The following is a 19,076-nucleotide window of genomic DNA, read 5'->3' as shown; positions in this document are numbered from 1 at the left end:
GTCTCCGATCATGAGCTGGTACGGGTCGATTCAGCATCTCTGGCGGCAGCCTGTACCGGTGGCGGAACGCGGAAAATCGCCCCCTCCCGCGCTGTAGCACGAGAGGGGGCGGGGCGACGGCAGGTCAAGAGGTCTTGTCGAGACGGGCAGTACGGGCGTCGACTCGGTCGACCGCGTCCCGCAGTGAGCTGCCGCTGTTCGGGTGCAGCTCGTGCTCGATGATCGTGGTCCGTCTGTCCAGGGTGGAGAGACGGTCATCGATGCCGCAGAGCCGCTCCATCACCCCGGGGCGCGCGGGCACCCCCGGGCGGGCTTCCTCGCCGGCCCAGTCCGTCAGCACCTGCCCGACACGGCGCAGGGCCCGCCGGGCGGACCGCCACCACCGGTAGAGCACCGCTCCCGCGCCGCCTACGGCCGCGATGATGCCCGCCCACAGGACCGCGAGGTCGACGGCCGGGACCCCGGTCACTCGACGCCGTCCCGCTGAATCGTGACCGCTGCCGGGGCGGGGTACTGCGGCGGTCGCGCCCAGCCGAGGAGGAGCCCGGCGAGCAGGCGTCCGGGCTCCCAGCCGATGTGGGCAGCACCGTGCTCGGCCAGGCGCAGCAGCACGTAGTAGGCGAGGGTGATGGCGGCGGTGATGCCGCCCGTGACGGCGGTCGAGTCGGTCTCGATGCCGAGGGCTCCGGTGACGGTGAGGATCCATCCGGCGAGGAGCGGGACGGCCGTACGGAGGACGGAGGGGTAGAGGCTCATGGAGGGCCGCCTTTCAGGAGAAGAGGAGGTGCCAGGTGAGGGGGCCGGGGTAGCCGTCGGCGTCGCCGCGCAGCTCGGGTCGCGACCGCTGGAAGTCGCGGACGTTCTGCCGGTCGGCCTCGCCCCACTGGCGGGACGGGCCGACGCGGTAGTGCCGGCCGAACCCCCGCTTCACCAGCTGGCGGCCGAGTCTCTCGACGTCGGCGTTGGACTGGCCGGGGGCGAAGGCGCCCCGACCGGGGAACGGCGGCCGGGGCGCGGGCGAAGGTGCGGGAGGCGTCGGCGCCGGGGGCTTCGTGGCGGGCGCGGTCGGGCCCGGAGCGAGGGCGGCGGCGACGGCCGTGCGCAGGGAGTCCATCGTGAATCCCTTCGGGTCGACCTTCCCCGGCTGCCACTCCAGGTGGCCGATCACCGAGCGGTGGCCCCAGCCGTGCGCCCGGCACAGGGCGGCGGAGACCTTCGCGATGGCGTCGAGCTGGGCCTTGGGCCATGGGTCCTTGCCGTCGCCGAGGTTCTCGCACTCGAAGCCGTAGAAGTGCCGGTTGCCGTCGGCGGAGGCCTCGTCGTCGGGCGGCAGCGGGCGCTCGGCGATGACGGCCTGGAGCACGTCGTCGTCGCCGAGTCCGGCGTGGTTCGTGCGGCCGTAGCCGACGAGGTGGACCGTGCCGTCCTTGGCGATCACCCCGTGGCAGAGCGGCCCCGGCAGGGTGCTGTGTCCATCCCGGCAGATCCGGACGGTGGTCTCGGTGCCCCGGGTGACGGAGTGGTGGATCATCACCCCGTGCACCGGCCCCCAGGGGCCCTTGTGGTTGCGGTTGTGCGTCTCCCAGCCGGGGGTGGTGACGACGGCCAGGCCCTCGGCGCGGAGCGCGGCGAGGAAGCGGGCGGCGGTGAGCGGTGCGCTCATGGAGGTCTCCAGACATGACGAGCCCCCGAGACCATGGCGGTGTCGGGGGCGGTGAAGTGAGGGCGGGGTCAGTTCGCGGCTTCGTACGTCCCCGTGATCCGCAGCTCGTTGCCTGCGGCCCAGGCGAACGGGACGCCGCCAGCGACCGAGGAGAGGTTGGAGACGGTGGCGCTGGCCGGGAAGAACGCGGCTGTGCCGCCCGCGCCGGGGCTGATGACGATCTGTCCCTGGTAGCGGGAGGCCCCGCCGAGGGCTTGTGCAGAGCCGATGCGGCTGCCGGCAGCTGCGGCGGCGGTCACGGGCAGGGTGAGGGACCAGGCGCCGGTTCCGTAGGTGGTGGTGGAGCCCATGGTGAGGTCGATCTGGACGTGGACCAGGCGGCCGGTCTTCTTGTACCGGCCGGTGAGCGTGCCGTTGCCGAGGTTCGGGTTGGTGGTGACGGCGGTCCAGGCCGGGGTGTAGGCGGTCCAGGCGGCGAGCATGTCGAGCCACTGATCGCGGATCTCGGTGTTGAGCTGGGCGGCGGCAACGACCTCACCGACGACCCAAGTTCGGGGAGGTGTCAGAGCCATGGGTCAGCCCTCCAGACCAGGCTGGCCGGGGGCGGTCTCAGCCTCGGACCAGTTCTGTGCGGCCACCGGGAGCCCGTCCAGGGCCGCCTCGATGGCGGCGACGTCGGTGGGGAAGCGGAGCTGCCACCAGCCGGTGCCGCATTCGACGCACCACATGCGGGGGTCGGTGGGGGTGACGATCTGCGCGGACCCGCAGGCCGTGCAGTCGGCCACCCACCGGCCGTGGTTGATCTGGGCGCCCTGCTCTCCCGCGACCGCAGCCGGGTCGGTGCGGATCCGGCGCCCGGCCCGCTCCTCGTACCAGCGGACGACGAGCATCGCCGGGGGTTCGGCGGCCCAGGCGTCGGGCTCCAGGTAGGGCGGAGGGAAGTAGAAGGTCTCGGACCGGACGATCATGTGGACCCCTTCAGTAGGCGAGGCGGGTCGTGCTGCCGAGGACCGAGTAGCTGGGGTCGTCGAGGACCCAGACGCTGTCGGTGTCGGCGCGGGAGGTGTGGAAGTCCAGGAAGTGCTGGGCGGCGGTGATGCGCTCGGTGTAGCCCTCGACGATCACGGTCGCGCTCGGCGCCGGGGCCTGGGCGGGCATGCCCGGGACGCGGATGACGGTGGAGATGTCGGCGTCGAGCAGAGCCCGGTAGGTTGCGGCGCCCAGGGTCGCCGCCTCGACGGGGACCTGGCGCAGCTCGGGCTGCGGCACGGAGTAGCGGTTGACCACCCACGTCGCGGCGTCGGTGACCTCCGCGTCGGTGACCTTGAGGATGTCGAGCTGGTCTTCGTAGATCCCGTCTCGGCGGATCGACGCCGGGTCCTGGACCCGCTGTGTCGCCCCGCCCGGACGGGACGCCGTGACGAGGTTGGTCTGTTTCTGGTCGTCGACGGCCACCACCACGTCGCCGGTCTCCAGGGACGCGTACGGGACGCTGGCGGTAGCGGTGGGGTTGTAGCGGACGGTCCGGCTCTGGAAGACGAGTTGCGGCCCCGCCCGGTCGGCGAAGAGTCGGCCGCCTTCGGTCCGCTCGATCTCCCGCATGTGCGAGAGCGGCGCCGCCCCCAGGGTGCCCTGAGCGGAGACGGCGGAGAACACGCCGCGGGGGATGACGCCCGGGATCCGGGCGTACCCGGCCAGCCGGTACATCCGGATCCAGGCGGGCTCTCCGGCGTGGCCGGTCATCCCGGCCTGGTAGTGGTCGGTCATCTCGGCGATGGCCGGGTAGCCGCCAGTGCGGACGTAGGCTGCGACGTGGCTGATCGTGCCGACCCACAGGCTGCCACCGGTCTCGGTGGCACCGACGGTCAGGACGGCGCGGTCGGCCCAGGTGCCGGTGGCCACCGGGTACTGCACGGCGTCGACCCACACCGCTTGCCCGGCCTCGTCCCACACCAGGTGGTGCGGGCGTCCGTCGGCGAGGCTGGGGGCGGCGACGGTGTAGGTGCTCGTGCCGGTGGGCAGCACCTCGGCGATCTGGAGCCGTCCGGTGCCGTCGAGCTGAAAGCGGAGCGCGCTGTCGAGCGCACCCGGTGCGCCGGACGACCAGGACATGATGGTGCGGCCGGGGGTGCCGGTGTTGAACCAGCACTCGAACACCTGGTCCCCGAGGACGGGGGTGCCGGTGGCGCCGCTGGAGGTGAGCAGCGGAGCGATACGGGTCTGGAGGTAGAGGCCCGCGCTCGCCGAGGTCGGGACGAAGAGCGGCGCTGGCAGTTCGTCCGACGGCGGCCCGACGCCCTTGCCGAAGTCGAGCGTGCCGCCGCCGGTCCCGGACTGGCGGATCGTCATCGAGGGTCGGCCGTAGCCGGACTGGTCGCCGCCCGACGTCGAGGACTCCGGCTCGGACAGCGGGTAGTACAGCCGGGCCTCGTCGCCCAGGACCTCCTCCACGAGCATCGGCCCGAGGGCACCGCGCCGTCCCGGCCACGAGAGCATGTCGCTCGCGGTGAGCCGGACCGTGGAGTGCAGGCCCGCCCAGACCACCGGCCAGGACGTGACCACCCCGAAGAACCGCGGGTGGTGCGTGGCCGCGCTCGACGACCAGGTGGTGGCCACCGGCCCTTCCTCGACCTGGGCCTCGTCCAGCCACACGGTGGCGCCGGGCGCCGGGGACGCGGTGGTGGTCGTGACCCGCAGGACGTGCGCCGCCGAGGACGTCGTCCACGTGACAGAGACCCGCTGCCACGCCCCGGTCAGGGTGGACGCGGGGCCGACGGCCAGACCGTCGACGTCGAGGCGTACGGCCGGGCTTCCGGCGGGCACCCACACGTAGACGGACGCGGTGTAGGGCACGCCGATCGTGAGCCCGTACAGCGGGCACTGGACCACGCCGCCGGTCCCTGCCGCTGCCCAGCCGATCCGGTACGAGCAGGGGCCCGACTTCGCGCGGCCGGTGTCCGGCCCCGCGCTGGCAGGCGCCGCACCAGCGACGGCCGACCAGCTGCCGTCGTCGGCCTCGAAGCCCGGCTGGGTCAGGTAGTTCTTCCCGGCGAGGGCGGTGGCGATGACCCGGACCGGGGTGCCCCGGCGGACCTCCGGCCAGTACGGCGACCCCGCGTTGCCGGGCGTGAGGACTCCGTCCTGGTTGTCAAGCTCCAGCGACATGGTGCCGGTCTGCGTCTCCGCCAGTTCGTCGGATGCCCCCCGGGTGATGGAGATCTCCCCGCCGCCCGCGAGCCGCGCCCGGCCGGTCAGGTCCGTCCACACGATGCCTGGCTCCGTCGGCGAGTAGCCGAAACCGGCTTGAACGGTCACCCTCGTTGTCATGCCACCCCCAAGGTCACGCCGCCGCCGGTCCGCTTCAGCTCCAGCAGCACCTTCTGGATTTGCCGCGCGGTCGACATCGGGTCGATCGCGCCCTGCACGGTGACGTTCACCGTCATGCCGCCCCCGGCACCGGTCCCGTTCGCGGCGAGCCCGGCAGCCGGACGGCCAGGCATGGGGTTGATCCCGGCCATGCGCCCGGCAACCTTCCCCATGACTCCGTCGAGGTAGGGGATTCCGGCGAGTGCGCCTCCGCCCAGGGAGCGGACGAAGTTGGTGGTGATGCCCCACGCCACCCTCGACGGGCTCCGGATGCCGAGGGCCGTCTTGATGGCCTTCTCCATGGCCTTGGCGATCTTCACCATCTGCTGCTCGATCGCCTTCTCCTGGGACTGGAGCCCTGCTACGAGCCCCTTCGCGGAGTTCACTCCGGCGTCGTACAGCGTGCTCGCCGCCCTCTTGCCGAGGGTGTCGGACTCCTTGTCGATCTGGGACTGCAAGGAGTTGACCGCGCGCAGGTCGGCGTTGGACATGCCGGCGAGTGCGCTCGCGTAGGCGTAGCCGTCCTCGGGGCCCATTGCGAGGACCTCGCGCAGCAGGTTCTTGTTGATCCCCCGCTTCGCCAGCACACCGATCCACCGGGTGAACTGCCGCAGCTTGGAGAGCTTCTGCGCGAGGCCCTGCTTGATCGCCTTGGTCGTGACCTGCTTCGGCTCCAGACCCAGGCTCGACAGGCCCGACGCCGACCGCGCCTGGGTCCGGATGTCTGCCGCGTACCGGTCCCGCTCCTCGATCCGGCTCTTGAGGAGCGCCTGCGCGTTCCCCAGCCGGGCCTTCACCGCGTCCCGGGTCGACGCGAGCTTCTGGAGCTTGGCGTGTTCGCGGTTGACCATCTTGACCAGGGCGTTGTCGACGTTGGTCTTCTTGCCCTCCCACGCTTTCCAGATATCCGCCACGAGGTCCATCGCGGTGGCCTTGATCTTCGCCTTCGACCCGGTCAGGCCGACCACGATCCCGTCGCGGACGTCCTTCATCAAGGCTGTCATCTTCTTCGAAGGCGACGCGATCTCCAGCTCGGCGCGGACGCCGGTCTCCACGCCCGCAGCCATCCGCCGGGCCGCTACATCCACGGAGGACACGGACCGGAGCAGCCCCGCCGCGAGGCCGGCGCCCGCGTCCTGGCCGAGGCTGATCGTCGGATAGTCGGCCATCGCGGCGGCCATCCGGAGCGACGTGCGATGGTCGAAGACCTGCTCGCCGCCCCGCATCCGGACCAGCTCGGGGCCTTCCTCGCCCACGAGCGCCCACCCGGATGCGGCCGAGTCGGTGCCGCTCGCGTACTTCGGGAAGCCACCCGGGCCCGAGCCGCTCGGGGAGACGACGCGGTCCGAGGAGAAAACCGTTTTCACATAGGTTGTGGCGGTCTTGCCGTTGAGAGCGTCGAGCTTCTGCCGGGCCGCCGCCAGCTGCGCTTCCAGCTGCGTGATGCTCGCTCGCACCTGGGCCTTGCGGGAGTCCGGGACCTTACCCAACTGGGCTCGCGCAGCGGTGAGCTTGGCCTGGAGATCCTCCATGTTGCCCTTGAGCCGGGCGGTCTTGTCCGGTGTCCGAAGGATCTGGTCGGCAAGCCTTCGGGCCGCAGCCTCGGAGAGACCCATCTGCTGCGCCGCCGCGATCAGCGCCGTCCGGCCCCGGTCGTAAATCCCGTTGACCGTGGACCATGACGCCCCGGACTCCCTCGCGGCCGCCGTCGCCGCGTCGGTCTTCGCCGCGAGGTCGGACAGCGCGGTCGCAGCCGTCCGGCCCTTCTCGGACGTCAGGTCGTACGTGTTCGCGTTCGTCCCCCAGGCGCCCGCGTTCTTCTTCGCCGCGTCGGTCGTCGCGTCCAACGCCGCCTCGAACGCGACCATCCCGCCGAGGCCCGCGCGGTTCACGTCGTTCAGGGCCTGGAGCGACTGGCGGAGCCCGTCTGCCGACAGCTTCTGCGCGTCGAGCTTCGCCTTCGTGGCAACGGCCTGCTGTCCGAAGAGCCCCATAGCCTGCCCGGCCAACTGCTGCTCGAACCGCAAGTCGGCCAGCGCGGACTGATACCCATCGAGCTGGCCCGTGAACTCCTCGGCGCCGCGACCGGACTTGGCGTACTCCTCGCCGAGCCGCTGTGCGGCTGCCGCCGCGAGGTCGGTCTGCCCGTTGCGGACAAGGTTCGTCAGGGCCTGGTCGACGGCCTCGATGTTCTCCTTGGCCTGCTTCACCGGGGTGGAATCCCAGGTGCCCAGGCCGCCGAGTGTGACGATGAACTGCTGAACGGCGTCTGCGGTCGAGGGGTCGGTGAGGGAGCGGACCTTGTCGTACAGGCCCGCCAGGTCGTTGCCGAACGCGGCGGCGGCCTCTCCAGTGACCCTGCCGGTGGAGCCCAACTCCTTGAGGGAGGACGTCAGCTTGTCGACGTCCGGGGGCGCCTTCGCCGATCCGGCGGACAGCTCGGACAGAGCGATCACCAGCAGCCCGATGCCGGACCCGATGAGCGCGGCCTTCGCCCCGCGGCTCATCGCGCCGAAGCCGGCGGTGAGCGCCGCCAAGCGGCCCGACGCGGTGCTGCTCGTCGCGCCCATCGTGGCCACCTGCGCGGTGAACGCCGCGACGACGGCGCGCGCAGTGCCCAGTCCAGCCATGGCCAGGGACGTGGCCTTGATGGAGATGGCGAGCTGGAGCATCAGCGTGATCGCCTCGGAGGGCACCGAGCCCACGAGGTGGCTGAGAGCAGAGACTACGTCGAGCATGCCGACACCGACGTCGGCGCCGGACTCCAGGACGTGGACCAGGGCACGGCCGAGGTCCTGAAGGACTGCGGCGGTGGCGGGCCCCTGCTCACGGGCCCAGTCCATGAAGTCGCCGATGCCGCTGCCGACATCGCCGTCGTTGGCGACCCGCAGCAGGTGGACCAGTTTGTCGGTGGCGCTGGTGAGCGCCCCGGTGGACCAGCGGTCCATCTTGCCCATGAAGGCGTCGAACCCAGGGCTGGCGACACCGCCGCCCGCGAGGGTGAGGACGCGGTCCAGCTGGTCGCCGGAGCCCTTCACCATCGGGGTCAGCTTGGGGAAGATCGCCCCGAGGACGCCCATGCCCTTGATCAGCGGGGCGGTGGTGTCCTGGGCGACCGCGTCGGACCAATCGGCGTACGTGTCCTTGAAGACGGACAGTGCGGCGGCGGCCTGGCGGGTTGCCGGGGGCAGCTTCGCCATCTGCCTGGCGTAGGCGATCTGCGCCGTGAGGGCCGCCTGCGAAGCGGCCCCGTTCTCCTCGACCGCGTCGGTGTACTTCGTCTCCGCCTCGGCAGCCTGGGTCATGGCGGCGACCTGGCGCCCGGCGGCCAGAGCGAAGACCGCGAGACCGCCGGCGGCGGCGGTGGTCGATGCCGCGATGGGGGCGAGGGTCGCCGCCATCGGAATCACGGCGGGCGTCAGTGTCAGGAGCGACGTCGCCAGTTCCCGGCCTGCGCGGCCGGCCTCGGTCGCGACCCGGCCCCAGTCGGCGACCGGCCGTTCGGCCTCGGTGGTCCGGTGCCCGAAGAGGGCAGCGGCGTCGGCGGCGGACACGAACCGCCCCTCCAGGTCGTGCAGGCGGCCCTGCGCGTCCTGGGTGAGGGTGAGCATCGCGCGGCCCGAGCCGTCGGAGGCGTCCTCCATCTGGCGGCGCAGCCGCTCGGCCGAGGCTCCAGCATGGCCGAGGACGCCAGAGAGCCGGTCCCTCCCCTCCAGCGTGAACGTGAGGCGCTCGGACATCACTCACCGCCTCCGTTCTGCTGTGCAAGGTGCTGGTCGATCCAGGCGACGTACGCCTCGAAGTCGTCGACGCTCAGTCCGTCGAGTCGGGGCCCGTCGATGTGGAGGAGGTGGGCGAAGAGGCCGAGGTACTCGGCGCGGAGCTGAGCGATGGTCCGGGCGTCGGGCTGTCGGTCGGGCTCTCGTCGGGGGCGGCGGGGAATTTTCCCGCCAGGAGCCGGTCGATCACGGCCTGGGCGTAGTCGGTGTCGGCGGCCTGGTCGAGGATCTGCGCGAGCGCGGGCCGGGCGGCCTCGACCGGCCCGTCGAACGCGGCGAGCTGCCCGGCCGCGATCTCGGCCCACGTGTCGATCTCCTGGTGGTCCATCAGGGACTCCAGCTCGTCGGCGACCGGGTCGAAGTCGTCGAGGCGCAGCGACGGCTGACTCCGCTTCCTGATGACGAACGCGATGGCCCTCATCGCCTCGGGATCGCTGTCGGCGGCCCGCGCCTTGATCTGCGGCCAGGACAGGTCGGCGGCCACCAACCTGGTGATGATCGAGGCCTCCGAGGTACGGACGCTCCGGACGTCGTAGCGCTCGACGGTGCCGTCGGCCGGGGTATGCACGATGATCACAGGGGCTCCTAGGTGAGGTCGTGGCGGACGTCGGCGAGCACCCGCTCGACCTCGGCCCGCATGCGGGGGGTGTGGGCGCGGACCGTGCGGTCCCACCACAGGGGGGTCGTGTTCTGCTGCACCCAGCGGCGACGGTTGCCGAACACGGGGTGCCGGATCCGGCCCTCGTTCAGGGCGGCAGCCATGCCGCGCAGGTCGGCGGGGAGCGCGGCCCGGTCCACCCAGACCCGTGCGCCGGGGTTGGCGGTGGTGCGGACGGAGATCCGTACCGCGTCCGCGAGCGTCGCCCGCAGCGGCCGGGACGTCGGCGAGGGCCCGCCCCGGGACCCGGCCCTGCGCGCCTGGGAGGTGATCGGCAGGTCCCGGATCGTCTGCCGCATGTCGCGGTGCAGCGGCTCCGCCGCCCGGCGGACGCGGCGGGCGAGGTTCTGCTGGAGGCGGGGGCCGCCGGCCGCGCGCAGGCGGCGGGACAGCTCGATGAGCTGGCCGGTCCCGGTGATCTGGACAGAGGAGACGGCCACGAGCCCTCCTACAGCGTCGTGTCCGCGCTCATGTAGTCGATGGCGACCTTGTTGACGCCGTCGTAGAGCGCGGTGAAGTTGAACGTGGGGCGCACGATGGCGGGGCCGTCCACGGTCGGCGGCGCGTCGTCCACCTTGATCGCGGGAAGCCGGACCCGAAACGTCTCCGAGTAGGTCGGGGCGATGTTCGCCCCGGTGAACTCCCAGACCAGGCTGGTCGTGCCGTCGCTGGTGTGGAGGTCGTCGACCGTGGTCGCCACATAGTCCATCTCCAGCGACCCGCTGACCTTGACCAGATCGCTGGACACCGGCTCCGCCTTCAGCGCCGAGCCGTTGGCATAGAACCGGTCCGTTGCCTGTGCCCTCTCGATCTTCACGCTGACCTTGCGGACGCCGTCGAGCGGGGCCTCGGCGCCGTACGCACCTGTCTTGAGCGCCATCCCCATGAAGGTGAACGGCGCCGAGGGCGTGTAGCTGGCGACCGCGAGGGTCTTGGTCTCGTCGCAGTCCCGGCCGTCGAACTCGACGCTGGCCGTGAGCATGCCGCCGGCCTCGCAAGAAAACTCGGCGCTGGTCACCTTGCAGCCCAGGAAGGTCTTGGCGGTCACGATGCCGGTGGTGAGCGGGATCCCGGCCTGGATGGTGAGACTCCGGCCGAGGGTGTCGGCCAGGGTGTGGGTCTGGAGGTAGGCCGGGCCCGCGCCCTGCTGGACCGGGGCCGCCGTCGAGCCCATCAGGGCCTGGAGCAGCAGCCCCATGCCCCGGGTGGACACCTCCAGGTCGACCGAGCCGGATACCTCCCGCTGGGTGACCACGCGCCGGGAGGCCAGCGCCATCAGGCGCCCCGCCGCGATGCCTGAGCTGGTCGCGGTGGTCTTCTTCAGGGCGAGGGACTGCTTGGTGAACTCAGGGAAGACGCTCGGCACGGTGTAGGTGCCGTAGGTCGTCTCGGCGGCGATGCCGAGCTGGGCTCCGAGGCCCGATCCGATGGCCATGGCTCAGTTCTCCTTCGGCATGGCGGTCTTGGCGGCGGTCTTCTTCGGGGCACCAGGCTCTTCGACCGGCGACCAGGTGATGGTCTGGCAGACGTAGCCCTCGTATCGGTGGTCAGGGACGGTGATGACCTCGTCGGGGTGGACCAGGCGGTCGCCGAGTTCCGGCACGGTGACCGGCTCCGGGCCGATGAAGCGCGCTCGCGCCATCGCGTACTCCTCAGGTGGGGTGGGGTGTTCAGATGCGGGCGTGGCAGCTCAGGGCGAAGTTCAGCCCGGCCAGGGCGCCGCTGCTGGTCTGCTGCTGGGACAGGTCACCGGCGGTCAGGTGTGCCCACAGCACGGTGCCGTTCAAGGTCGGGGCCGTGGGAGCGGCGTCGGTGGCCCGCAGCGCGGTCTCGACGGCGGAGAGGATGTCGAAGGCCTCGGCCCGGCGGACGGACATGGTCTTCTCGCCGCCGCGGGCCTCGATGTACCCGGCGATGACGAACGTCTCGTCCCGGCTCCGGGCCCCGGCCGCGTTGAAGTCCTGCTCCAGGGTTACGGCCATCTGGGTGTCCGGCTGCCATCCGACGTAGAGGATGCGGCGATCGCTCAGGTTGACCGCCGGGGGCCCGTCGACGACCCGCACATTCGACAGTGTGGGGGAGCCCCGCAAGATGTCCAGGAAGGCGTTGACGGCGGCCGGGACGCGGGAGGTGGTCGTCATCAGCTCACCGCCGGGGGGACCCGGTAGGGCTGGAGCAGCTCCAGGACCCGGTTGGGGATCGCGTAGCCGAAGCCCGGGATGGGCTCGTGGACGTCGTAGTCGTCGCCCCCGCCGACGGTGCCGCGCGCGGCACCGTACTGGGTGCGCCACAGGTGTTGCAGCAGCATCAGGGCGGCGAGCTTGATGGTGTCGGGTACCTGGCCGCGCCCGGCGGTGTAGGTGACGGTCCACAGCCCCCGCAGCAGGCCGCCGTCCCGGCGCCGGACGATGCCCGTGGCGCCGTCGAGGTGGACGCTGTCGGGGTCGATGGCCTGTCCGCCAGTGAGCACGGGCAGGATCGACGTGAGCGACACGGCGGGCACGTGGCTCAGGCACAGGGTGGTGGACCGGCCCTCGGCCACCTCGGCGACGTCGCGGTTCTCGACCGGGCCCACGTACCGCTCGATGGGCGCCGTCAAGGCGTCGATGTACCGCTGTAGTTCAGCGTCGTCGGCGCTGCTGTCGATGTCGAGCTGGGCCTTGGCCTCGGCCAGGGTCACGAGGGGCATCGGGCCCCCTACTCGCTGCCGGACTTCGTCATGGAACCGCGCCGCCGTCCGCCGGGTACGGCCTTTTCCGCTATTTCGCGGGAGGCGGCTGTCTCCTCCGGCGGGGTGCCCTCGGCCTCGTCGCCGTCGGTGGCCTCAAGGGCCAGGCCCGCCCGGATGAGGTGCAGCGCCTCGGCGTCGGGCAGTTCAGCCGTCTTGCCGCGGTCGGGCCAGGGCTTGCCGTCGCGGGTACCGGACAGGGTCGCGGTCATGCGTACACGCATGGTCGTCTCCGTTCAGAGGGGGGGCGGCGCCGTACGGGCGCCGCCCCGCTGGGATGTGGGATCAGGTGGCGGCGCCGGCGAACACCTTGATGGCGCCGGTCTGGTCGACGGTCAGACCGTCAGCGCGGATGATCGCTCGGTAGGTGACCAGGTCGCTGTTGAAGGCGTAGTCGTCGGAGCGCTCAAATCGCAGACCGCCCGCCATGCGGACGAAGTACTGGGCGAAGTCGCCGAAGGCGACGGACTTCGACGAGGCCGCGACGCCAGGCATGTTCGGATCGGTGTGGACCGGCTTGCCGAGCAGCAGGTCCGGGACTCCGACCTGAATCGAGGGCTGCCACAGGTACTGGCCCTGCTGATCCTTGAGCTTCCGGGCGGCGCCCAGGGTGGCGTCGCGCATCAGCCAGCCGCAGGAGGCCGAGTTCCGGTACGGCGCGATGACGCTGTAGTACAGGTCGATCAGGTCGTCCGCCGTGAACGCGCCGGTAGCGCCGGTCGCACCGGTCTTGCCGGTGGTCGCGGACGTGAGCAGGCCGGTGGGCTTGGCCGAACCGTCGCCCGTGACGAGGTGGACGCCCAGGGCGTTGCCCAGCGCACGCCCGGCCTGCATGGCGAGGTAGCCCTCCAGGTCCACGCCGGTGTCGGCCAGCAGCTCGGCGGACGCCTGGAGCAGGACGCTGTACTTGTAGGCCCCCAGGCTTCGCTTGCCGAACGCCGGGTCGGACTCGGCGATGGCGGCGGCCTCGGCGGTGAGCGCCGCCGTGGAGTGGGCGGTGGTGACCGGGATCTCGATGGTCTCACCGGAGGCGGTCGTGAGGACGGTCGGCTCGGCCATCATCACGCCCGAGACCTCGATGAGGTGGGCCATGAGCTGGCCGTAGAACGTGGTGAAGACAGTGTTGCCGCCTGCGGTCGCCGTGCTCTTGGCCAGGTCGCGGAAGCTGATGCCGTCCGGGACGGCGATGTCGAGGCTGCGCGTTTCCCCACGCGCCCAGCGCCGCAGCGCGGAGTCCTTCTTGTCCGGGGCCGGGGCGGACTGGGGCCTGGCCAGAAGCCCGGCGAACGCCGCCTCGGCGTCCTTCGCGCGCTGCTCGGCATCGACCATGTCCCGGACACGCTGGTCGATCGCGTCGAGGTCGGCGTTGAGGCGCTGGTATGTCTGCTCCTCCTCGCCCTCCCAAGTCCCGCCGCGCTCCTCGGCGGTGTCGAGCAGCCCCTTGGCCCGCTCCCACACGTTGACGCGGCGCTCTTGCAGCCGCTTGATCAGTTCGCTCACGGTGCCCTCCTGGGCAAGACGACGGCACCCCGTACGGCCGGTGGCCGGGGGTGTCGGGGTGGGTGGTGGTCGAGGTGGGTTTCGCCCTGCCTCAGAAGGTGCGGCGCTTCATCAGCTCGGCGCGCCGCTGCCGAATGGCCAGAAGGGGGTGGGGGTCGCCCTGTCCGCTTCTGGCCGGTGCCAGGTCGATGACGGTCTGCGGCTTCTCCAGGAAGCGGCGCAGCGCGTTCTCGTCGGCTGCGGTTCGGACCTCGGCCAGCTCGGCGCCCGCCTTCGCGGCGAGCGACCGGAGCCCGGTCGAGGTATCCAGGTACGCGGGGGTGTTCACGGGGGCCACGTCGACCAGGGCGCCGGCCAGCAGCGTCCGCACGGGAAAGCCCTGGTCGGTCATGCCCCAGTCGTCGGTGAAGGTGTAGAACGCGAACGAGCTGCGCCGTACGTCGCCGCGCTGGACGAGTTCGTAGACATCCTCTCGGGAGGCGGGCACGTCCACGCTGTAGTCCAGGCCGGTGCCGTCCGTGACCAGCCGCAGAGTCTGCGCCTCGCTCGTGCCGAGGAGGCGGTTGTCGTCGTGGTTGTAGCGGGCCAGGGCCTCCGGCCACCCGTCGCCCTCCGACTTCGCGAAGAAGCCGGGGTCGATGCGCTCGACGAAGCCGCCGAGGTTCCGCGACAACGTGTTGAACTTCGCGGCGTACCCGCCGATCGTCCGACTGGTCCCGGCGGCCCGGACTTCGACGAGGCCGCGGGTGAACCGGCGCTCCTGCTCGGTCTCGGTCATGATTCCTCCGGGGGCTGGTAGTGGCCGACGAGACGGGCTCCGGCCTGGTTGAGGATCGCGCGGGCCTCGTCGGCGGTGAGCATGACGCCCACGCCAGTCCCGACCTTCTGGATCATCTCGACGATGTTGCGGGCGTTGGCCTGCTCCGGATCGAGGCTGACGGACAGCGCCGAGGACAGGGGCAGATACGTCTGGCCGAGACCGTTCGGCAGCGGCGCCTCGTTCTCGATGCCTCGGACTTCGTCGCGGTTGCGCCAGCCCTGGTCGAGCGCCATCCCGTGAGCCTCGTACCGGGACTTCAGATCGGTACGGATCATCGCGTCGGCGTTGAACGTGACTTCCTCAACCGGCGGCCGGAGCAGGGAGAACGCCTGCTCCAGGCGGGCCAGCCACGGCCGGAAGGTCCAGGTGGCGAGATCGATGCTGTTCTGCTCGACGGTGTTGTACGTCAAGCTGCCGCCGGTCTCGCCGCCGACCTTCTCGGGCGGCACGCCGTACCAGGCCGCGATCTGGTTCGCGGTGGCCTTGATGGTCTCCAGGAACTGCGATTCCTCGGCAGGCACACTGATGGGCCGGTACTTCACGCCGCCCCCCAGAGCGACCACGTCCCGCTCGGCGGCGGCCTCCTTGAACCGGGCCTTCAGGATCGTGGCGGCCTCCTTCGAGACCTCTTGGTCGGTCTCCAGGACGGCGGCCGGGGTCGAGCCGTTGGCGAACCAGTCTCGGCCGAACTGCTGGGCGAGCAGGCCCGTCTCCGTCGTGACCATCAGGTAGCCGATCGGCGACAGACCGAGGATCTGGCCGGGCAGGGTGTAGGCGGGAATGTGGAACATCTGCCCGTCCTCCAGGCGCCGGCCCTTGTAGTACCAGACCGGGACGGCCGCGAAGTTGTCCGCGATCGACACGTCATCGGGGTGCAGCCACTCAATCTGCGAAGGCCACCCCGCACTGTCCGTCGCGACGACCAGGCCGTACGCGTTACCCCGCAGGGTCAAGGACGTGACCGCGCGGTGCAGCCAGTCGTAGCGCGTGCCGACCGCCGCCGGGCGCCGGAACAACTCGGGCAGCGGGGTCGGCCGACGCTCGTCTCCCGCGACCACGAAGCTCTTCATCGGCAGCGACGCCACCGAGTCCGCCAGCAACCGCGTCGCGGCGTACACCGGAGCCAGGCGCAGGGCCCGCTCCTGCGAGCCGCCCCGCAGGACGGCCGGGTCGCCGCCCGACCCCCACACGTCCTGGTACGTGATCGCGCGCTGCTGCCTGCGGCGGAAGGGCCACCACCAGCTCATGCCGACCCCCTCACCACACGTTGCTCAGAATGTCTTTGGGCGTCTCTTCGACCTCGGCCGTCAGCCCCCAGCGGGCGAGCGTGGCCGCGACCAGCGGGCTGATGTCGACGCCGACGCTGCGCCGGGCCCAGGCCCAGGCGTCGCCCAGCGGCCTCGTCTGGGCGCCCGCGAGGGCCACCGCCATCGACGGCTCGTCGAGGTGGGACAGGGACTGGTCGGCGACCGAGTCGTAGAACTGGCCGCACCCCTGCGCGATCTGTCGGGCCTTCGGCTGGACCACGGTGATGCCCAGCCGCTCCTCGATGGCGGGGATAAGGGACCCGGCCGGACCACCGCCGTCGATCACCCAGCACCGCGGCTTCCACCGAGCGTGCATCTCCGCTGCCCGGTCCACCACCCAGCCCAGGCCGGGCCGGTGCTCGGGCACCTCGATGTGCGTGCCGCCCCGCCACGGCGTCGCCGTCGCGATGGCCGCGTGCGACCGTTCCGGGGTGGCGTCGATCGCGAAGGCCACCGTGTCACCCCGTTGGGCAGGGGGCTTGGCTTCCGCCAGGGCCCGCCAGGCGTCCTCACCGATGACCTGCCAGGTGTCGGCCTCGTCGCTCGGGTAACTGCCCACGCCGAGCCGCTCACGCTCGAAAATCCCGGAGGTTCCGAGGGAGGCCCGCTCGTTGCGGACGAACTCGTGGGAGATCAGGTATCCGAGCGAGGGGTTTGACCGTGCCCAGGCCGCAGGGTCGTCGGAGCCGTCGTGCGCCGTGCAGTCGGTGCGGCACTCGTCCACGTGTGGGTCCACCGACCACTCGAAGTACGCCAGCGACGGATCCGGCGCACCCGCCTCCAGGGCGGCCAGCGCGCGGCGCCGAAGGCGGGCCAGCTGCACGGACGGTGCCCCGATCCCAGCGCTCCCCAAGTACCAGAGCTGGGGGTTCTCGATCGCGGACATGGTCGGCATCAGCGCGCCCATGGCCTCGTCGCCCAGGGCCATCGCCTCGTCGAGGATGTTGCAATCCCCGGTCCAACCCCGGCCCGAGCCGCCGGAGCGGGCGATGAACTGCAAGGACTGCCCGGTCGTCAGCGTGATCGACGTCTCGGTGGTGTTGTTCAGCATCCGCTTGACACGCTTCCGCAGGTCAGGGGTGCCGAGGATGAGGGACTGGATCCGCTGGAACGCCACCCGGGACGTCTTGAACTCATGTGCGGAGTGGATGATCAGGCGCTCGCCCAGCAGGAACAGCCCCGCGAGCTGCCGAGCTTCGATGATCCCGCCCTTCCCGTTCTGTCGGGGCACGTTCACGCAGCACTCGAAGGCCGACCACTTGCCGTCCCTTCGCTCCCGCATGCCGACATCGAGGACGTGCTGCTGCCAGGGGAAAAGCTCCAGGCCCGCCATCGCGGCCAGCTCGACAGCCTCCTGGGCAGCCGAGGACTCGAAGACCGGCGGGGCGGTGAACAACCGGGGCGCCTGGGCGCCCCGCTGGTCAGGCTCGGCGAGCACGGACAAGGCCGTCCTCCCGCCTCTGTGCCTTCTTCGCGGCCAGCTCGTCGACCGCGTCCATCTCCTTCGCGGGCGGGGCCAGCTTCCGCAGGGTCTCCAGCGCGGTGCGTAGCTCGCGTGCGGCGTTCGCCTGCGCGGTCACATTGCCCGGGGTGTCGACCGAGGCGGCGAGCGACAGAGCGAGCTGGGCAAGGCCGGGGGCGAGGACGCCGACGCCCAGCCGGTCGATCTCGGCCTGGGTCGCCTCCACGTTCGTGGACATGATCACCCCCAGTCTGTCACACAGCGTTACATCACGCAGGGTGACGTCTGCTAATTCGGTCGAATCAGATTCCGGGTGATTAGCGAGGTACAGGCCCCGTGTAAAAAACCGGGCGACAAGGGCTTTTGGGTCGCCCGGTGCCCCTCTCAAAGAACGGACCAGGCCCCCTGCCGCCTGTGCGGTCTGGCGGGGTCACCACCGGCCGGTGGACTGTGGCATCGCACTGCGTGACGCACCCGGCAGGGTGCGCTGGCTGTACCAGCGGCTCGCCACCCGCTTCATCTCCGGTGACCGCATGGCCTCGATCCGGGCCATCACGACGTCCCGGCCGGGGTCGACGGCGACGATCTGGGCGTCCAGCCGCTTGTACTTCGCGAGGGCCTTCGCGCTGGGCATCGTGTGGATCAGGTAGACGTCCACCTTGCCCAGGTGCTGCGTCGCCTCCTCGATGGCGGCGAACCGTGCACGCTGGGCCACCCGCTGCACGATCGGATCGTGGTTCCACTGCGGGGCGCCGGGCCCGGTGAGCGAGACCGCGATCAGATCCAGGTCGATGACGATGTCACGGGCCGTAGCGTGCGCCTGGATCCAGCTGGACTTGCCTGCGGCCGGGGGGCCGGTGACGACGTACAGCAGGGTGTCACCACCTCTTCGAGGTGCGCTGCTGCGAGCGTGGCGGTCTGGTTCGGTTGCCGCGCCCGGAGTTGCAGGCGCGGTGCGCGGGGCGGGCGTTGGCGGGGTCGAGGAGGTCGCCGCCGAGGCTGAGCGGCTGGATGTGGTCGAGGGTGAAGCTGAGCCGGTGCCAGGCGTCGAGCCGCGGGTTGATGGCGTGGCCGCAGATCCAGCAGGGCAGGCCCCGGGCCTTCAGCGCGGCGACGAGGCGGCGGTAGGGGCGTCCGTTGCGCGGGTTGCCGGGCATGGGCGCCACCTCCCGTCGGTCAGTTCCCGTCGGTCATCTTGCTGAGGCCCTCTTGGATCGCCCGGTCCGCGAGGAGGGCCTTGTAGTCCTCTTCGTCGATGTCCTGGCACTCCTTCGGGCGGCTGCTCGTGATGGGGCCGCTGGCCAGCGCCTTCCGGCAGTCCTCGGCGCTGTAGGACCCGCAGGAGGTCAGGGCGAAGAGGAGACCAGCGACGAGGGGGATGGTGACGTGTCTGCGCATCGGGTCAGTCTGCCGGGCGGGTGAGGCGCCGTCGGCAGGAGTGACCGGGTTGTAACCAAGCCTACGGGCGAGAGGCGGTGAGCAGGGCGCGCTCGCGGGTGGCGGCCTCGGCGTGGGCGAGGGCGGCGGAGGAGTAGAGCGGGCGGTGCCGGTCGTCGAGGCCGGCGGGGGAGAGGTGCCCTCGGCGGGCCCACTGCCGGATGGCCGCTGGGGTGACCGTGGCGGCCGGGGCGAGCCGCTGCCGCCATGTGGTCGCGACGGCGGCGGCCTGGCCGGTGGTGTAGAGCGTGGACACGGACACCCCCGGGGCACGACGACGGCCCCCGCGCTGGCGGAGGCCGTGGTGGTCTTCGGGCACAGGTGTGCCGCTGGCGCTAGTGTGACGCTACGCGGCG

23 protein-coding genes are annotated in these 19,076 nt (G+C 71.4%); all 23 read right to left on the bottom strand.

Annotated features, from left to right (window positions below; all coding sequences use genetic code 11):
* Positions 1 to 124 precede the first annotated feature (124 nt).
* The 23 genes from BU197_RS02890 to BU197_RS02780 all read right to left on the bottom strand — a co-directional run bounded on the left by BU197_RS02890 (position 125) and on the right by BU197_RS02780 (position 18,976).
* Positions 125 to 469, bottom strand: a complete 345-nt coding sequence (locus tag BU197_RS02890; RefSeq protein ID WP_188266568.1) for a hypothetical protein — start codon at positions 467 to 469, stop codon at positions 125 to 127.
* Complete coding sequence (locus BU197_RS02885) at positions 466 to 756, bottom strand: hypothetical protein (protein WP_188266567.1); 291 nt, start codon at positions 754 to 756, stop codon at positions 466 to 468. The genes BU197_RS02890 and BU197_RS02885 overlap by 4 nt, the downstream gene beginning before the upstream one ends.
* Positions 757 to 769: 13 nt before the next feature.
* Positions 770 to 1,663 carry a peptidoglycan-binding protein gene (locus tag BU197_RS02880; RefSeq protein WP_188266566.1) on the bottom strand — a complete coding sequence of 298 codons (894 nt, stop codon included), beginning with the start codon at positions 1,661 to 1,663 and terminating at the stop codon, positions 770 to 772.
* A 68-nt stretch (positions 1,664 to 1,731) separates the two neighbouring features.
* A complete protein-coding gene (locus BU197_RS02875; RefSeq protein WP_188266565.1) occupies positions 1,732 to 2,235 on the bottom strand; it encodes a hypothetical protein in 504 nt (167 codons plus the stop codon).
* A gap of 3 nt (positions 2,236 to 2,238) precedes the next feature.
* Positions 2,239 to 2,631: a hypothetical protein gene (locus tag BU197_RS02870; protein ID WP_188266564.1), complete on the bottom strand. Its 393-nt coding sequence runs from the start codon at positions 2,629 to 2,631 to the stop codon at positions 2,239 to 2,241.
* Positions 2,632 to 2,641: 10 nt separating this feature from the next.
* Positions 2,642 to 4,978 carry a hypothetical protein gene (locus BU197_RS02865; RefSeq protein WP_188266563.1) on the bottom strand — a complete coding sequence of 779 codons (2,337 nt, stop codon included), beginning with the start codon at positions 4,976 to 4,978 and terminating at the stop codon, positions 2,642 to 2,644.
* A gap of 8 nt (positions 4,979 to 4,986) precedes the next feature.
* Positions 4,987 to 8,769, bottom strand: a complete 3,783-nt coding sequence (locus BU197_RS02860; RefSeq protein ID WP_188266562.1) for a hypothetical protein — start codon at positions 8,767 to 8,769, stop codon at positions 4,987 to 4,989.
* A gap of 73 nt (positions 8,770 to 8,842) precedes the next feature.
* Positions 8,843 to 9,385, bottom strand: a complete 543-nt coding sequence (locus BU197_RS02855) for a hypothetical protein (RefSeq protein ID WP_188266561.1) — start codon at positions 9,383 to 9,385, stop codon at positions 8,843 to 8,845.
* 8 nt (positions 9,386 to 9,393) lie between these two features.
* On the bottom strand, positions 9,394 to 9,906 hold the full coding sequence (locus BU197_RS02850) for a hypothetical protein (RefSeq protein ID WP_188266560.1): 513 nt from the start codon (positions 9,904 to 9,906) through the stop codon (positions 9,394 to 9,396).
* Positions 9,907 to 9,914: 8 nt separating this feature from the next.
* Positions 9,915 to 10,901, bottom strand: a complete 987-nt coding sequence (locus BU197_RS02845) for a phage tail tube protein (protein WP_188266559.1) — start codon at positions 10,899 to 10,901, stop codon at positions 9,915 to 9,917.
* Positions 10,902 to 10,904: 3 nt separating this feature from the next.
* Complete coding sequence (locus tag BU197_RS02840; protein WP_188266558.1) at positions 10,905 to 11,108, bottom strand: hypothetical protein; 204 nt, start codon at positions 11,106 to 11,108, stop codon at positions 10,905 to 10,907.
* 28 nt (positions 11,109 to 11,136) lie between these two features.
* The gene (locus BU197_RS02835) at positions 11,137 to 11,607 is read right to left on the bottom strand and encodes a hypothetical protein (protein ID WP_188266557.1); all 471 of its coding nucleotides are present in this window, start codon (positions 11,605 to 11,607) and stop codon (positions 11,137 to 11,139) included.
* A complete protein-coding gene (locus BU197_RS02830) occupies positions 11,607 to 12,155 on the bottom strand; it encodes a head-tail connector protein (protein WP_188266556.1) in 549 nt (182 codons plus the stop codon). The genes BU197_RS02835 and BU197_RS02830 overlap by 1 nt, the downstream gene beginning before the upstream one ends.
* An 8-nt stretch (positions 12,156 to 12,163) precedes the next feature.
* Positions 12,164 to 12,418 (bottom strand): hypothetical protein, encoded by a 255-nt coding sequence (locus BU197_RS02825; protein ID WP_188266555.1) that lies wholly within the window; start codon positions 12,416 to 12,418, stop codon positions 12,164 to 12,166.
* Positions 12,419 to 12,479: 61 nt separating this feature from the next.
* On the bottom strand, positions 12,480 to 13,694 hold the full coding sequence (locus BU197_RS02820) for a phage major capsid protein (protein ID WP_188266554.1): 1,215 nt from the start codon (positions 13,692 to 13,694) through the stop codon (positions 12,480 to 12,482).
* A gap of 91 nt (positions 13,695 to 13,785) precedes the next feature.
* Positions 13,786 to 14,472 carry an HK97 family phage prohead protease gene (locus BU197_RS02815; protein ID WP_188266553.1) on the bottom strand — a complete coding sequence of 229 codons (687 nt, stop codon included), beginning with the start codon at positions 14,470 to 14,472 and terminating at the stop codon, positions 13,786 to 13,788.
* Positions 14,469 to 15,761, bottom strand: coding sequence for a phage portal protein (locus tag BU197_RS02810; protein ID WP_188266552.1), 1,293 nt, complete (start codon positions 15,759 to 15,761; stop codon positions 14,469 to 14,471). Before BU197_RS02810 ends, BU197_RS02815 begins: the two co-directional genes overlap by 4 nt.
* Positions 15,762 to 15,771: 10 nt before the next feature.
* Positions 15,772 to 17,259, bottom strand: a complete 1,488-nt coding sequence (locus BU197_RS02805) for a terminase (RefSeq protein ID WP_317452174.1) — start codon at positions 17,257 to 17,259, stop codon at positions 15,772 to 15,774.
* The gene (locus BU197_RS02800; protein WP_188266551.1) at positions 17,243 to 17,521 is read right to left on the bottom strand and encodes a hypothetical protein; all 279 of its coding nucleotides are present in this window, start codon (positions 17,519 to 17,521) and stop codon (positions 17,243 to 17,245) included. The genes BU197_RS02805 and BU197_RS02800 overlap by 17 nt, the downstream gene beginning before the upstream one ends.
* Positions 17,522 to 17,713: 192 nt before the next feature.
* Complete coding sequence (locus BU197_RS30190) at positions 17,714 to 17,998, bottom strand: hypothetical protein (protein WP_223183167.1); 285 nt, start codon at positions 17,996 to 17,998, stop codon at positions 17,714 to 17,716.
* Positions 17,999 to 18,161: 163 nt separating this feature from the next.
* A complete protein-coding gene (locus BU197_RS02790; protein ID WP_188266550.1) occupies positions 18,162 to 18,440 on the bottom strand; it encodes an HNH endonuclease in 279 nt (92 codons plus the stop codon).
* A gap of 19 nt (positions 18,441 to 18,459) precedes the next feature.
* Complete coding sequence (locus tag BU197_RS02785; protein ID WP_188266549.1) at positions 18,460 to 18,681, bottom strand: hypothetical protein; 222 nt, start codon at positions 18,679 to 18,681, stop codon at positions 18,460 to 18,462.
* 61 nt (positions 18,682 to 18,742) lie between these two features.
* Positions 18,743 to 18,976: a MerR family transcriptional regulator gene (locus BU197_RS02780; protein ID WP_188266548.1), complete on the bottom strand. Its 234-nt coding sequence runs from the start codon at positions 18,974 to 18,976 to the stop codon at positions 18,743 to 18,745.
* Positions 18,977 to 19,076 lie beyond the last annotated feature (100 nt).

It is taken from the genome of Streptomyces sp. CBMA291 (assembly GCF_014596525.1).
GTDB lineage: Bacteria > Actinomycetota > Actinomycetes > Streptomycetales > Streptomycetaceae > Streptomyces.
This window is presented reverse-complemented; position numbering and strand designations above follow the sequence as displayed.

Coding starts and splice junctions, on each gene's coding strand:
- BU197_RS02845 (WP_188266559.1), bottom strand. CDS start 10,901: ATGGCCATCGGATCGGGCCTCGGAGCCCAGCTCGGCATCGCCGCCGAG.
- BU197_RS02835 (WP_188266557.1), bottom strand. CDS start 11,607: ATGACGACCACCTCCCGCGTCCCGGCCGCCGTCAACGCCTTCCTGGAC.
- BU197_RS02800 (WP_188266551.1), bottom strand. CDS start 17,521: ATGTCCACGAACGTGGAGGCGACCCAGGCCGAGATCGACCGGCTGGGC.
- BU197_RS02860 (WP_188266562.1), bottom strand. CDS start 8,769: ATGTCCGAGCGCCTCACGTTCACGCTGGAGGGGAGGGACCGGCTCTCT.
- BU197_RS02830 (WP_188266556.1), bottom strand. CDS start 12,155: ATGCCCCTCGTGACCCTGGCCGAGGCCAAGGCCCAGCTCGACATCGAC.
- BU197_RS02790 (WP_188266550.1), bottom strand. CDS start 18,440: ATGCCCGGCAACCCGCGCAACGGACGCCCCTACCGCCGCCTCGTCGCC.
- BU197_RS02815 (WP_188266553.1), bottom strand. CDS start 14,472: ATGACCGAGACCGAGCAGGAGCGCCGGTTCACCCGCGGCCTCGTCGAA.
- BU197_RS02785 (WP_188266549.1), bottom strand. CDS start 18,681: ATGCGCAGACACGTCACCATCCCCCTCGTCGCTGGTCTCCTCTTCGCC.
- BU197_RS02825 (WP_188266555.1), bottom strand. CDS start 12,418: ATGCGTGTACGCATGACCGCGACCCTGTCCGGTACCCGCGACGGCAAG.
- BU197_RS02870 (WP_188266564.1), bottom strand. CDS start 2,631: ATGATCGTCCGGTCCGAGACCTTCTACTTCCCTCCGCCCTACCTGGAG.
- BU197_RS02810 (WP_188266552.1), bottom strand. CDS start 15,761: ATGAGCTGGTGGTGGCCCTTCCGCCGCAGGCAGCAGCGCGCGATCACG.
- BU197_RS02875 (WP_188266565.1), bottom strand. CDS start 2,235: ATGGCTCTGACACCTCCCCGAACTTGGGTCGTCGGTGAGGTCGTTGCC.
- BU197_RS02880 (WP_188266566.1), bottom strand. CDS start 1,663: ATGAGCGCACCGCTCACCGCCGCCCGCTTCCTCGCCGCGCTCCGCGCC.
- BU197_RS02840 (WP_188266558.1), bottom strand. CDS start 11,108: ATGGCGCGAGCGCGCTTCATCGGCCCGGAGCCGGTCACCGTGCCGGAA.
- BU197_RS02885 (WP_188266567.1), bottom strand. CDS start 756: ATGAGCCTCTACCCCTCCGTCCTCCGTACGGCCGTCCCGCTCCTCGCC.